This window comes from Buchnera aphidicola (Cinara cuneomaculata) (assembly GCF_900698865.1).
GTDB classification, from domain to species: domain Bacteria; phylum Pseudomonadota; class Gammaproteobacteria; order Enterobacterales; family Enterobacteriaceae; genus Buchnera_F; species Buchnera_F aphidicola_AA.
Genome location: NZ_LR217695.1, coordinates 122,307 through 136,402 on the forward strand (window position 1 = coordinate 122,307; position 14,096 = coordinate 136,402).

13 protein-coding genes are annotated in these 14,096 nt (G+C 23.1%); 12 read left to right on the forward strand and 1 reads right to left on the reverse strand.

Annotated elements, in window-relative coordinates:
- The first annotated feature begins 25 nt into the window (after positions 1 to 25).
- From nuoH to APCICUMA2628_RS00580, 7 genes are all read left to right on the forward strand, one after another.
- A complete protein-coding gene (nuoH, locus tag APCICUMA2628_RS00550) occupies positions 26 to 964 on the forward strand; it encodes an NADH-quinone oxidoreductase subunit NuoH (protein ID WP_154027227.1) in 939 nt (312 codons plus the stop codon).
- A gap of 19 nt (positions 965 to 983) precedes the next feature.
- A complete protein-coding gene (gene nuoI, locus APCICUMA2628_RS00555) occupies positions 984 to 1,532 on the forward strand; it encodes an NADH-quinone oxidoreductase subunit NuoI (protein WP_154027230.1) in 549 nt (182 codons plus the stop codon).
- Positions 1,533 to 1,543: 11 nt separating this feature from the next.
- Complete coding sequence (locus APCICUMA2628_RS00560; RefSeq protein WP_154027233.1) at positions 1,544 to 2,029, forward strand: NADH-quinone oxidoreductase subunit J; 486 nt, start codon at positions 1,544 to 1,546, stop codon at positions 2,027 to 2,029.
- Positions 2,030 to 2,068: 39 nt separating this feature from the next.
- Positions 2,069 to 2,371, forward strand: coding sequence for an NADH-quinone oxidoreductase subunit NuoK (nuoK, locus tag APCICUMA2628_RS00565; protein WP_154027236.1), 303 nt, complete (start codon positions 2,069 to 2,071; stop codon positions 2,369 to 2,371).
- Complete coding sequence (locus tag APCICUMA2628_RS00570) at positions 2,368 to 4,233, forward strand: NADH-quinone oxidoreductase subunit L (protein WP_154027239.1); 1,866 nt, start codon at positions 2,368 to 2,370, stop codon at positions 4,231 to 4,233. The genes nuoK and APCICUMA2628_RS00570 overlap by 4 nt, the downstream gene beginning before the upstream one ends.
- 83 nt (positions 4,234 to 4,316) lie before the next feature.
- Positions 4,317 to 5,777, forward strand: a complete 1,461-nt coding sequence (locus APCICUMA2628_RS00575) for a complex I subunit 4 family protein (protein ID WP_154027242.1) — start codon at positions 4,317 to 4,319, stop codon at positions 5,775 to 5,777.
- 58 nt (positions 5,778 to 5,835) lie between these two features.
- Positions 5,836 to 7,311, forward strand: a complete 1,476-nt coding sequence (locus tag APCICUMA2628_RS00580) for an NADH-quinone oxidoreductase subunit N (RefSeq protein ID WP_154027245.1) — start codon at positions 5,836 to 5,838, stop codon at positions 7,309 to 7,311.
- 334 nt (positions 7,312 to 7,645) lie between these two features.
- Here APCICUMA2628_RS00580 and APCICUMA2628_RS00585 read toward each other — a convergent pair whose 3' ends face one another.
- Positions 7,646 to 8,578 carry a ribose-phosphate pyrophosphokinase gene (locus tag APCICUMA2628_RS00585; protein WP_269472303.1) on the reverse strand — a complete coding sequence of 311 codons (933 nt, stop codon included), beginning with the start codon at positions 8,576 to 8,578 and terminating at the stop codon, positions 7,646 to 7,648.
- Between the two features lie 224 nt (positions 8,579 to 8,802).
- On the opposite strand from APCICUMA2628_RS00585, the gene prfA reads away from it, so the two are divergent.
- From prfA to pta, 5 genes are all read left to right on the forward strand, one after another.
- Positions 8,803 to 9,876 carry a peptide chain release factor 1 gene (gene prfA / locus APCICUMA2628_RS00590; RefSeq protein WP_154027251.1) on the forward strand — a complete coding sequence of 358 codons (1,074 nt, stop codon included), beginning with the start codon at positions 8,803 to 8,805 and terminating at the stop codon, positions 9,874 to 9,876.
- 24 nt (positions 9,877 to 9,900) lie between these two features.
- The gene (prmC, locus tag APCICUMA2628_RS00595; protein WP_154027254.1) at positions 9,901 to 10,740 is read left to right on the forward strand and encodes a peptide chain release factor N(5)-glutamine methyltransferase; all 840 of its coding nucleotides are present in this window, start codon (positions 9,901 to 9,903) and stop codon (positions 10,738 to 10,740) included.
- Between the two features lie 56 nt (positions 10,741 to 10,796).
- The gene (locus APCICUMA2628_RS00600; RefSeq protein WP_154027257.1) at positions 10,797 to 11,606 is read left to right on the forward strand and encodes a tetratricopeptide repeat protein; all 810 of its coding nucleotides are present in this window, start codon (positions 10,797 to 10,799) and stop codon (positions 11,604 to 11,606) included.
- A gap of 119 nt (positions 11,607 to 11,725) precedes the next feature.
- Positions 11,726 to 12,928, forward strand: a complete 1,203-nt coding sequence (locus APCICUMA2628_RS00605) for an acetate/propionate family kinase (RefSeq protein WP_154027260.1) — start codon at positions 11,726 to 11,728, stop codon at positions 12,926 to 12,928.
- Between the two features lie 129 nt (positions 12,929 to 13,057).
- Complete coding sequence (pta, locus tag APCICUMA2628_RS00610; RefSeq protein WP_154027263.1) at positions 13,058 to 14,044, forward strand: phosphate acetyltransferase; 987 nt, start codon at positions 13,058 to 13,060, stop codon at positions 14,042 to 14,044.
- Positions 14,045 to 14,096: the final 52 nt, after the last annotated feature.

Here is a 14,096-nt window from a genome sequence, read left to right on the forward strand (position 1 = left end):
ATTTTATTACATTCGGTATAATATTATGAAAAATAATTTTTTTTTTGTTATTAGTTTTTTAAGTGTAATTATATTTAATGCTAGTCTTTTAAGTATAGTAGAAAGAAAGATATTAGGATTATTACAAAATCGATACGGTCCGAATAGAGTTGGGTGGGGTGGTTGTATGCAAATATGTGCTGATGGTATTAAGCTACTTTTTAAAGAAGATTGGACTCCTCCCTTTTGTGATAAATTTTTATTTATTTTAGCACCTATAATTTCTTTTACGTCATTTTTATTAGTTTTTTCTAGTATTCCAATTACTGTAAATTACAGTATTATTAATTTAGATATTGGATTATTATTTTTTTTTATGATGTCATCTATATCAGTATACGGTATTTTATTGGCCGGCTGGTCTAGTAAAAATAAATATTCTTTATTAGGTTCGATTAGAGCAGTAGCGCAAATGTTAAGTTATGAAGTTTTTTTAGGTATTTCTTCTTTGGGTACTGTCATGCAGTGTGGATCTTTTAATTTAGTAGACATTGTATATTCACAGCAAAAAACATGGAACGTTATTCCACAGTTTTTTGGTTTTATTATGTTTTTTATAGCATGTATTGCAGTTTGTCATCGACATCCATTTGATCAACCTGAATCAGAACAAGAATTAGCTGATGGATATCATATTGAATATTCCGGAATGAAGTTTGGAATGTTTTTTATTGGTGAATATATTTCTATTATGACTGTATCTGCGTTAATCGTTTGTTTGTTTTTCGGAGGCTGGTTTGGTCCGTGGTTTCCTTCTATGATTTGGTTTTTATTAAAATTTTTTTTATTTATTTTTTTATTTATTTTAATAAGAGCATCTTTACCAAGACCAAGATATGATACTGTAATGCTTTATGCTTGGAAAATTTTTTTTCCGTTGTCATTATTAAATTTAATTTATACTTCTTTAAAAATTTTAATATAATTATGAGGTTTTAAAGTATATGAACATAAAAAATATTTTTTTGAGTATATTCAGTAATATACGTAGTATTTTTTTAATATTTACTAATATTTTCGCATCACGTGAAACACGATTATATCCAGAACAGCCATTAAATTTATCATTACGATATAGAGGTCGTATTATTTTAACTCGTAACTCTGATGGATCAGAAAGATGTGTTGCTTGTAATTTATGTTCCGCGGTATGTCCTGTTAATTGTATTTCACTAAAAAAATCAGAAAATATAGATAGTGGTCGTTGGTATGCTAAATTTTTTAGGATAAATTTATCACGTTGTATTTTTTGTGGTTTATGTGAAGAAGCTTGTCCTACCTCCGCTATTCAATTAATTCCGGATGTAGAACTAAGTGAATTTAAAAGAAAAAAATTAGTTTATGACAAAAAAAATTTACTGATATCCGGGCCCGGAAAATTTCCGGAATATAATTTTTATTCTATTTCAGGTATAAAAAATAATAATAAATCACATGATACTAGCTCAAAAAAGATATTAAATTGTGTTGATGTAACATCTTTATTACCATAGGGATAATTTTTATGGTTTTGATATTTTATTTATTTAGTTTTTTATCTATTTTTTTTGCTTTATTGATTGTATTAAGTAATAATCCAATTTATTCTTTACTATATTTGATTCTTTTAATATGTTTTATTTCTGGTATTTTTTTTACTTTAGGAGTTACTTTAATAGGAGCTTTAGAGGTAATTATTTATGCTGGAGCTATTATGGTGTTATTTGTTTTTGTGGTCATGTTAATAAAAAATAATGTATTTAAAAAATACGATCGAGTTAATTCATCAGTAAATTTATATAACATTTTATGTTATATATGTTTAATTATAATTTTATTAATTTTATCGATTCAATTTATTAAAGAAAAAAATAAAGTTTTAATTTTCCATGATATAGCAATAAAACAGGTTAGTCTATATTTATTTAGTAAGTATAGATTTTTAGTAGAATTTACCTCTTTATTACTTTTTTCTGTTTTATTAGCAGTGTGTGTTTTTTTTAAAAAATAAAATTAATTTTATATTTTTATAAGGATAATTAAGAGAATCATGTTGTTATTAAATTACGGATTAATTATATCATTAACAATATTTTTAATGGGTCTTGTGTCATTATTGAAACATAAAAATTTAATATTTATGTTAATTAGTTTAGAATTAATGACTAATGCTGTTGCTTTAGTATTGATATTAGTAGGACATCATTGGAATCAATTAGATGGTCAAATTATGTATGTATTTATTATTACCGCAGCAGCAGCGGAAGTTAGTATAATGTTAACTTTTTTTTTAAAAATATATAAAGAGTACAATACGTTAGATATATTTAAGTTAAGCGAGATATATAAATGAATTTAATTTATTATGTAGTTCTTTTTCCGTTATTAAGTTGTTTGATATTGATATCTTTACAAAAATTTTTATCAAAAAATTATGTTTCATGGATTAGTATTTCTTCAGTTTTTATGTCTTTGTTATTTTTTTTGTATGTAGTATATGATTACTATATTAAATTTAATATATCAAAAATTTTTTTTATACCTTTATTAAATTGGACGACGGTATATAATTACAGGGTTGAATGGAATTTTTTAATAGATTTTTTTTCTTTATCGATGATTGGAATGGTTTTAATTGTTAGTATAAGTGTGTATTTATTTTCTGTTTGGTACATGCAAAATTCTTTGGTATATACAAAATATTTTATATATATGAATTTTTTTGTTTCATTAATGATGATTTTTATATTAACAAGTAATTTAATCATTATGTTCTGTGCTTGGGAATTAGTTGGGGTTTGTTCCTATTTATTAATTGGTTTTTATTATAATCGTCAACGAAATGGATATGCTGCTATTAAATCATTTTTAATGACTCGTTTTAGTGATATATTTTTTTTAGTTTCTATTTTTTTGATTTTTTTAAAATTCCATACAGTAGATTTTGTAGTCTTAAAGTATTTTGTTAGTGAAATTATATTATTAAATATTCATACTAATTATGTATATTGGATAACTTGTTTTTTGATTATTGCAGCTATAGGAAAATCAGTACAAGTTCCATTGCATACTTGGTTAATAGGAGCTATGGTTGGTCCGACGCCTGCTTCAGCATTAATTCATGCAGCTACTTTGGTAACTATGGGTGTTTATTTAATAGTACGTATGTATATTTTATTTATATATAATACATATGCTATGAGTTATTTAGCTATACTTGGATGTATAACGATTATAATATCAGGTATTTCTGCTATTTTTGAAAATAATATTAAACGTATTTTAGCTTATTCTACTATGAACCAAATTGGTTATATGTTTATAGCACTTGGTTCTTATAATATTAAAGGTGCTTTCATTCATTTAATTTGTCATGCCTTTTTTAAAGCTATATTATTTTTATCAACGGGATCAATTATCAAGTGTACTAATAATGAGCAAAATATTTTTAATATGGGAGGTTTATATAAAAAAATACCTTTAGTATATATAACTTTTTTAATAGGAAGTTGTTCGTTAATATCATTACCGTTTATAACTTCTAGTTTTTATAGTAAAAGTAATATTATACTTAATATTCCATATTATGGAAATAATTTCTTATTGTTATTCAGTTTAATAGGAATATTTTTAACTTCAATATATTTATTTCGGATGATATTTTTGGTATTTCATGGTTCTAGTAAACCCAAAATTATATTGTTTAAAAAAAAATGGTTTCATAATATATCATTATTTGTATTATGTATAGGTTGTACTCCTATTACTTGGTATGTAACATCATATTTTTGGGATCAAGTCTATTATTATACATCTAATAGTATATTGGAATATTCTATATATATAGAATATTTTTCTTTTCTTTTATCTGCACTTGGTTTTATTATTATATATTTAGTATATAAATCAAAAAAATTTTCATTAAAGAATTTTTATTCTAATCAAATATTTAATTTATTACGTACATTAGCACTAAATTATTGGTTTTTTGATTCTTTTTATTTTTATGTATTTATACGAACATATTATAATTTTTCAAATTATTTAAATAAAAATAATTTTTATTATATAGAAAAAATTTTTTTAAATAAAATTTATTGGTTTATTAAACAGTTCTCTAATTTTACTTCTATTAATATTATTTACCATATGAGATGGAATGTTATTTGTTTAACACTGTTTTTATTGATTATTTTTGCTGTAAACAACTATTAATATAATGTAATTATATTGTAATAATTTTAATAAATTTTTATGTATATATTTTATACTAACTTATAGTAAGGATCATATATTACATGATACTTTTGATTTTTATATTAGTACCCTTGTTAGGGGCTATATTATCAGTATTGACAGGGTTTTTAAATGAGAGAATTCCTCGCTATATAGCTATTTTTTCTGTGATGGTTTGTTTATTAACTGTATTGTTGATTTATTTGAAAAGTAATAATAATTTTTTAGTAAATTTTACTAATCATACTTTATTAGTGACATTTTATAAAAATTGGTTTCCGGAATATGGTATTTCTATTTATTTTGGTGTAGATAATTTATCACTATTAATGATTTTATTAACTTCATTCATTGGATTATGTTCTATATATTGCGAGTGGAATACATTAAATAATAAGATAGGAATATTTTATTTTTTTTTATTATGGATAATATCCGGAATGTTTGGAATTTTTTTATCTTTAGATATGTTTTTATTTTTTTTATTTTGGGAATTGATATTAATTCCTATGTATTTTTTTATTATTTTTTGGAATAAAAAGAATAAAAATTTCTGTGATATTATTTCTGTTTTTCGTAAATTTTTTATTCATTCTCAAATTTCTGGTTTTTTTTTGTTATTTTTTATACTAAATATAGTATGTATACATTATAAAAATTCTGGAATTTGGACTTTTAACTATTTTATTTTAAAAAATATAAAAATTTCTGTATATACTGAGTTTTATTTAATGTTTAGTTTATTGTTGTCTTTTATTATAAAAATTCCATTATTTCCATTTCATAGTTGGTTACCTGATGTTCAAGCATGTATTTCTCCTTCAGGATCAGTCGATCTAATAGGAATTTTATTAAAACCAGCAATCTATGGTTTATTACGATTTTATTTAGTCTTTTTTGCTCGTACATCTCATATTTTATCTTTGGTTTTTATGTGCATAGGATTATTTTCAATGTTTTATGGTTCTATAATGGCCTTTGCTCAAACGAATACAAAAAGATTCTTAGCTTATTCTAGTATTTCTAGTATGGGAGTTATTTTTGCTGCAATGCATAGTGAAAATATAATTGCTTATCAAGGTATTTTATTATATATAGCATCGTATGTTGTATCTACAGCTGCGTTATTGATAATTTTTGGAAAAATATTTACTCATATTAATACTCAGAATATTTTGTATATGAGTGGGTTATGGTCTTATATGCATATTATTCCGTCATTTTTTTTATTTTTTTCGTTAGCAATGCTAAATATACCTTTAACAGGTAATTTTAGTGGTGAATTTATGATGTTATTTGGTATTTTTATGCATTGTCCAATTTTAGGTTGTTTTTTTATTTTTGGTTTATTTTTATCTTCTATTTATTTTTTAAGATTGATACAACAAGTGTGTTATGGTTCTAATTCATTATCTATCATAAAAAATGAATTAAATTTTTTTGATTTTATTATATTGCTTTTTTTTGCTTTTTTTATATTTTTTTTAGGACTATATCCAAAATTTATTTTAAATTTTTTATAAGTATATCAGATTAGTTATATATATTTGTATATAATGTTATCAATTAGGTAATAAAATTATGATTAAATTATTTTATGGTGTTATTCCGATAACACCAATTTTATTATTAATTTCTTCTGTTATGATTATTTTTTATATTTCTTTTTATAAAAAAAATGTACGTTTAGAAAGTATTGTTACTATATGTAGTTTTTTATTGAGTATAATAACTATATTATGTTCAAGGGTATTTTTTTTAGAATACTTTTCTGAATTAGTCAAAATTGATCAATATTCTTACTTTTATATTTTTATGTTGTTATTATCCGGTTTATATACATGTATATTTGTGTATCCGTGGTTATTATATAAGAATATACATTCAACAGAATTTTATGCGTTTATTTTATTATCTACTATAGGAGGCATTTTAGTATCTATTTCGTTTCATTTTTCTACTTTATTTATAGGAATAGAATTATTATTTTTTCCCTTATTAGGTATTTTAATATTTTTTTCAAAATATAAAGTTAATTTATTTTATATATTGTTATATTTAATAACATCAGTTTTTTCATCTGTTTTGTTATTATTGGGATTTTCTTTTATTTATTTTATTTCGGGTCGATTATCGTGGTCTTTTTTTACATATCTTTTTATATACTATCCTACCATTATGCATAATAATATTATGTTACTTGGTATTTGTATAATTTTATTTGCTATTTTTTTAAAATTATCAATCTTTCCATTACATACATGGTCTCCGGGTATATATCAATATACTAATTCTTGTGTATTAATATATTTTTCAACCGTTACGAAAATTTCTCTTTTATCTTTTCTCGTTCGATTTTTTTATTATATTCCCTATTTCCATAAGATAAAATTATTATATTTGATATTATATTTTATTGGGATATTTTCTCTTTTATTCGGTAATATAATAGCTATTATACAAAATAAGATTCAAAGATTAATTGGATATTTATCTATTTCTAATCTTGGTTTTTTATTGTTACTAATAACAACATGTTCTCAAGAAAAATATATATATATGATGAAGTATTTAAACGTGTATATATTTAGTTATTTATTAGGATTGCTTGGTTTTTTTGGTATTAAAAGTATTGTTGATTATAATATATATATAAAAAATATTGATGATTTAGAAAAAAATTCATTGGTTGGGTTGTTTTGGTATGATCCTTTTTTAGGTATTATGATGACAATAATATTATTATCTTTGTCCGGATTTCCTTTAACGGCTGGATTTTGGGGAAAATTTTTTGTTTTTAAAAATTTAATTCATAATAATTTTATTATTACAACGATATGTATGATGTTAAGCAGTATAATAGGAGCATATAGTTATATAAATATTATTTTTAGTTTGTATTGTAATCCTACTATTTTAGAAAAAAAATATCTATTACATCATTTAAAAATAACTGTATTACAAAAGTATTTAATTATATGTATTGGGATTGTTTTAATTTTTTTAGGTTTATTTCCGAAATTTATATACAAATTATTTTTTTATGATTTATATTAATTAAAGTATATAAAAAGTTTTATTAAAAATTTTTTATATACCGGATTGTTTTATATATAAATAATTTATTTAATAAAATTTATATTTTTATATTTTAAATATTCTGTGTAAATAGACTATTTAAGTCTTGGTTAATATTGTTGATGTATAAATTTATTTTTTAATAATATAATGTTGGAATAATTTCCAACATTATATTATTTATAGAAATATAGTTGTTGCATAGATTGTTTTAATTGATAATATCAAAATTATAAGATTTATTATAAATCAAATAAATCTTATAATTTTGATAAAATACCGGAATATATAAAAAATTTTTTATTTTTAATAACTAAAACATTTCAGAGATTGATTGTTCTGTATGAATTCTATGAATAGCTTCTGCTAGCGTATCAGAGACTGTTAATATATGTATATTTTTTAAAGATTTTATTTTTTTAGAGAGTGGAATTGTATCACATATAATGATTTCATCTATATTTGATATTTTTACAATTTCATAGGCTTTACCAGAAAAAATAGGATGAGCAGCATACGCGTAAATATAACGTGCTCCTTCTTTTTTTAAAGAAGTGGCAGCTTTGCAAAGAGTTTTTCCGGTATCTATGATATCATCTATTAAAATACAGTCTCTATTTTTTACTTGACCAATAATATTCATGACTTGAGAAGAATTTGTGGAAGGTCTACGTTTATCGATAATTGCCATTTCAGAATCATGTAATAATTTTGCAATAGTTCGTGTTCTAATAATACCACCGATATCTGGTGATACAAATATAGGATTAAAAAAATTAATTTTTAATAATTTTTTTAAAAGTATTGAACTACTAGAAATATTATCTATAGGAACATCAAAAAATCCTTGAATTTGTTCGGCATGCAAATCAATAGTAAGAATACGATCAACGCCAACATTTGATAAAAAATCAGCAATTACTCGAGCTGTAATAGGTACTCTAGAGGATTGGATTCTTCTATCTTGTCGCGCATATCCAAAGTAAGGAATAACGGCTGTAATACGACCAGCCGAAGCTCGTCGTAGAGCATCTATCATAATTATTAATTCCATTAAATTATCGTTAGTGGGTGAACATGTTGATTGTATTACAAAAACATCAGAGCCTCTTATATTTTCATTAATTTGGATACTAATTTCTCCATCACTGAATTTACTAACTGTAGCTTTTCCTAATTTAATATTTAAATAATGAGCTATTTTTTTTGCTAGTTCTGGAACTGAATTTCCTGAAAATAATTTGATTTTATCCATATTGATCTCTTGTATGATGTATATATTACATATGTAATTAGTGATTTTACCACAAGGAAATTATAAATTATAAAAAATTTTTTTTATTTTAAAAAAAAATAATTATATATAAATATATATGATTTTATCATATATATTTAATAATATTATGTTATGATTTATCAAATATACATATTAAATAATATTTTTGCGGTTTTAAGTTAATAGGTATTTTTATGAAAAAATCAATTATTACAAAATTAAAAAATTTAATAAAAAGATATACAGAATTAGAACAGTTATTATCAAATAATTATACAAAATTTAATAAAGAAGAATTTTTTAAATTATCTAAAGAAAAATCAGAATTATTCAGATTAAATGAATCATTTATGCAATGGTTATCTATAAAATCAGAAATTAAAGATATTAAGTTAATGTTAAAAGATCCAGTCGTTAGGACGTTAGCTGAAGAAGAATTATATATATTAAATAATAAAAAAAAACAGATTGAAAGAAAAATAAAAATGTTATTACTTCCAGACGATCCGTATGATAAAAATAGCTGCTTTATTGAAATTAGAGCTGCAACAGGAGGATTAGAAGCTGCAATTTTTTCTGGAGAGTTATGTAGAATGTATATGAGATATGCTGATTTACGGTCTTGGAAAGTTAGTATTATTAATATGCATGAAGGAGAAAAAGGAGGTTATAAGGTAGTTATTTTAAAAGTTATAGGAGCGGGAGTATGTAAGCGATTAAAATTTGAATCCGGAGGTCATAGAGTACAACGAGTTCCGCAAACAGAATCTCAAGGTCGTATACATACTTCAACATGTACAGTAGCTATTATGCCTGAAGCACCAAAATCAGAAAAAATTATTTTAAATATTAATGATTTAAAAATTGATACGTTTCGTTCTTCAGGTGCAGGTGGACAACACGTTAATACAACTGATTCTGCAGTCCGTATTACACACATCCCTACGGGCAATGTTGTTGAATGTCAAGATGAACGATCTCAACATAAAAATAAAGAAAAAGCTTTGTCAGTTTTGTCTGCTAAAATTTATTCTGAAAAAAATGCACAAAAAGAATCAGAAAGTTCATTAATGAGAAAAAACCTATTGGGTACAGGATCAAGATCAGATAGAAACAGGACATATAACTATCCTCAAAATAGAGTAACTGATCATCGTATTAATTTAACTTTATATCGATTAAATGAGGTTTTATCTGGAAAATTAGATTTATTTATTAATCCATTGTTACAAGAATATCAAGCAGATTTATTATTAATGACAGAATAGAATGAAATTGATATATATAGAATAATGAAAGTTTTTAAATGGATATTTAACGCAAAAAAAAAATTAGTGAATAGTTCAACACCACAATTAGATGCAGAGTTATTAATATGTTACGTATTAAAATATTCAAAAAAAGAATTATTTTTAAATTCTATGCGAATAATTAAATTTAATAATTTATTGGTATTACGTTATTTATTAAATAGACGAATATTAGGAGAACCAATAGAGTATATTATTAATAAAAAAGATTTTTGGTCTTTTTCTTTATTTATTTCTTCTTCTGTTTTAATTCCTAGGCCAGATACAGAAATTATAGTTGAACAGATTTTATTAAAAGTTTCTTTAAATTTCAAGTTAGTTCTTGACTTAGGAACTGGTAGTGGTGCAATTGCATTAGCAATAGCTACAGAATTTCCTCAATGTAAAGTTATTGGCACGGATAATAATTTAAATGCCTTATCAATAGCTCGGTATAATGCTAAACAATTAAATAAGAAGAACACTATATTTGTATATAGCGATTGGTTCTCACATCTTCCTTGTAAAAAGTTTCATGTAATTGTCTGTAATCCACCATATTTATCTGAACAAGATTTTAATAATTCTTTTACAAATCTTATTTTTGAACCATATAATGCATTGGTTTCTGGCAAAACAGGAATAGAATGTATACAGTATATTATAGAAAATTCTTGTTTTTATCTTATTGACGGTGGTTGGTTATATATTGAACATTGTTATAAACAAACTAATATAGTACAAAGGATTTTTAAAAATAATTTTTTTATAAAAATATCTTCAATAAAAGATTATTCTAATTGTAATAGAGTGACTTATGGATGTTTTAAAAAAAAAGGATAATTTTTATAAAAATTTTTATATATATTAATTTTATTAATTATTATTTAGGATAAAATATGATAGATTTTAAGAATATTGATTTTTCTACAATGTCTTTATTTGAAGTTATGATGAAAATAATAGCAAATATTCGTAATGATTTTAATGAGATTAAAATTATGAATATTTATATAAAAAAAATACAAGAAGTTTTATTCTGTATTTCTGATAAATTCTCAGAAATAGAAAAATTAGAAAAATTATTATTCTTGTTTTATAAGACTTGGAACTTTGGTAGTGCTATAAATGTATATAAATTATCAGATATGATCTGGTTAGATAACGTAATTTTATATCATAAAGGTAATTCCTTTTCTTTAGGAATTATTCTGATATATATTGCTAGTCAATTAAATTTGACTATTATACCAATAATTTTTCCAACGCAACTGATTTTAAAATTTCAAAGCCTTGAGAAAAAAATTTTTTATATTAATCCTATAAATGGAGAAATACTTAATAAGCATATTCTTAAAGTTTGGTTGAAGGGGAATATTAGTTCGTCTACTAAATTAGAAGAGAGTTACTTACAAGAATCGGAACCATTACTTATTATACAAAAAATTTTAGACATTTTAAAAATTGCTTTAATTGAAGAACGAAGTATTGAGTTGGCTTTACATGTTAGTAATATACTATTGAAAATTAAACCCAAAGATCCATATGAAATTAGAGATAGAGGATTAATTTTTTCTCAATTACAGTGTTATCATGTAGCTATTTCAGATTTATTATATTTTATTGAACAATGCCCCGAGGATCCGGTTAGTGACATTATAAAAATGCAAATTCATTCTATTGAACAAAAAAGAAATACTTTACATTAAATACTATTTAGTAGAAAATTATTAGTAAATAAATTATTTCTATGTGTTTTTGTAATATTAAATATAAATTATAGTAATTTATATTTTTGAAAATACATTTTTTAGAAAAAGAGATTTTTATGAAAAAAAAATTGATTTTAGTATTAAACTGCGGTAGTTCATCTATAAAGTTTTCAATTATCGATCCTGTTAAAATAGTTAAATATATTGATGGTATTGTAGAATTCATGCAGACTACAGCGTCTTTGATAATATACGATTATATCGTTGATAAAAAATTGTTGAATAAATTTGATAATATAAATTCATATGAACAATTAATTATATTAATTTTTGATATATTATCTTCTAAATACAAAAATTATATAAATTATGTAATTGGTATTGGACATCGTGTAGTACACGGTGGAGAATATTTAAATAAATCTATGATCATTGATCACGATGTTTTATTAAAAATTCAACAAGCGTCTATTTTTGCTCCTTTACATAATCCATTTCATATAATTGCTATTCAGATATCTTTACAAAAAATATCAAAATTAAAAAATAGTAATATAGCAGTATTTGATACTGCTTTTCATCATACGATACCAAAAAAATCATTTTTATATGCTATTCCTTATCGATTTTATAAAAATTATTCTATTCGTAGATATGGTGCTCACGGTATAAATCATTTATATATAACACAAACATGTTCTCTATTTTTAAAAAAATCTCTTGATCAAGTAAATATTATTAGTTGTCATTTAGGTAGCGGATCTTCTATTACAGCTATTGTAAATGGTCAATCAGTAGATACATCGATGGGTTTAACGCCATTAGAAGGATTAATAATGGGAACTCGGTGTGGAGATATTGATCCGTCTATAATTTTTTATATGGTTCAACATTTAGGAATATCTATTACTGAAGTACAAAAAATATTAACGAAAGAATCAGGAGTTTTAGGAATTAGCGATTTAACTAGTGATTTTAGAGAATTAGAAAAAAAATATTATATGCATAAAAAAGTAAAATTATCTATTGATATGTTTTGTCATCGAGTATGTAAATATATTAGTGGATATTCTGTATTAATGAATGGACGATTAGATGCCATTGTATTTACCGGCGGAATTGGAGAAAATTCTAGTTTTATACGTAATAAAATTATAAAAAAATTATCTTTATTAAATTTTTTTGTTGATATTAAAAAAAATATAAAAAATAACAAAAAAAATTTTTTTATAAATACTGATTGTAGTAAACCTATATTGGTAGTACAAGCTAATGAAAATCAGATTATTGCTCAGGAAACGTATGATTTACTTAAATAAATGGTACTAGTTTAAATAGTATGAAATATTTACTTTATTATTAGTAATATATTGCTTGATAGCATCATTAAGACTAGATTTATAATAAATTATTTTTTAATCTTATTTATTGAATTAATAAAAATATCTATGAAAAATTATATAGAAGAATTTAAATTTTTTTTACAAAAAAAAGCTAGTTCATTAGTTAAAACGATTGTTTTTCCTGAAGGAAATAATATTAATATCATTAAAGCTGCATGTATATGTAGTAAATTAAAGATATCAAAATGTATATTGCTGGGAAATAGAAAGTATATATATGATATTGCTATTAAGAATCAATTGATGATAGATAAAAATATTATTGTAATTAATCCAGATAATATTCGTCATCGTTATATTGAAAATTTATTTCAGATGAGAAAATATAAAGATATTCCAGATCATCAATCATCTTTAAATTTATTAAGTAATAATATAATATTATCATTAATGATGTTAAATCAAAATGATGTAGACGGTGTTGTAGCTGGAATTGAACATTCTACAGCTGATGTTATACGCCCTGCATTTAAATTAATACAAAATAATTGTACAAATTCGTTTGTATCATCAATTTTTTTAATGTTATTTCCGGATCAAGTATTGATATATGGCGATTGTGCCATTAATCAATATCCAGATTCTAATACACTTGCTAAAATCGCAATACAATCTGCAGAGACGGCACATTCTGTTGGAATATTTCCTAAAGTAGCTATGTTATCGTATTCTACTGGTAATTCAGGATCGGGAATTTCTGTAGATAAAGTTAGAGAATCTATTAATATAGTAAAAAATATTAATTCAAGTTTATTAATTGATGGTCCGATGCAATATGATACTGCTGTTTCATCAGAAATAGCGTGTATTAAATTACCTAATTCTAAAGTAGCTGGTAAAGCTACAGTTTTAATTTTTCCAGATTTAAATTCTGGGAATATTACATATAAAGCCGTTCAACGTTCTACAGGGATTATATCTATCGGTCCTATTTTACAAGGTTTACAAAAACCTGTGAATGATTTATCCCGTGGAGCAACAATAAACGATATAGTTTATACAACTGCTATGACAGTAATTCAATCGTTTTAATTTTTATTTAATTACAAATATTATGTAAATATTAGATAGTTTAGATATCGCG

What these genes read in the sequence shown, in the direction of transcription:
- nuoH (WP_154027227.1), top strand. Translation starts at nt 26, where the DNA reads ATGAAAAATAATTTTTTTTTTGTTATTAGTTTTTTAAGTGTAATTATA.
- nuoI (WP_154027230.1), top strand. Translation starts at nt 984, where the DNA reads ATGAACATAAAAAATATTTTTTTGAGTATATTCAGTAATATACGTAGT.
- APCICUMA2628_RS00570 (WP_154027239.1), top strand. Translation starts at nt 2,368, where the DNA reads ATGAATTTAATTTATTATGTAGTTCTTTTTCCGTTATTAAGTTGTTTG.
- prmC (WP_154027254.1), top strand. Translation starts at nt 9,901, where the DNA reads ATGAAAGTTTTTAAATGGATATTTAACGCAAAAAAAAAATTAGTGAAT.
- APCICUMA2628_RS00600 (WP_154027257.1), top strand. Translation starts at nt 10,797, where the DNA reads ATGATAGATTTTAAGAATATTGATTTTTCTACAATGTCTTTATTTGAA.
- APCICUMA2628_RS00605 (WP_154027260.1), top strand. Translation starts at nt 11,726, where the DNA reads ATGAAAAAAAAATTGATTTTAGTATTAAACTGCGGTAGTTCATCTATA.
- pta (WP_154027263.1), top strand. Translation starts at nt 13,058, where the DNA reads ATGAAAAATTATATAGAAGAATTTAAATTTTTTTTACAAAAAAAAGCT.
- APCICUMA2628_RS00580 (WP_154027245.1), top strand. Translation starts at nt 5,836, where the DNA reads ATGATTAAATTATTTTATGGTGTTATTCCGATAACACCAATTTTATTA.
- APCICUMA2628_RS00560 (WP_154027233.1), top strand. Translation starts at nt 1,544, where the DNA reads ATGGTTTTGATATTTTATTTATTTAGTTTTTTATCTATTTTTTTTGCT.
- APCICUMA2628_RS00575 (WP_154027242.1), top strand. Translation starts at nt 4,317, where the DNA reads ATGATACTTTTGATTTTTATATTAGTACCCTTGTTAGGGGCTATATTA.
- prfA (WP_154027251.1), top strand. Translation starts at nt 8,803, where the DNA reads ATGAAAAAATCAATTATTACAAAATTAAAAAATTTAATAAAAAGATAT.
- nuoK (WP_154027236.1), top strand. Translation starts at nt 2,069, where the DNA reads ATGTTGTTATTAAATTACGGATTAATTATATCATTAACAATATTTTTA.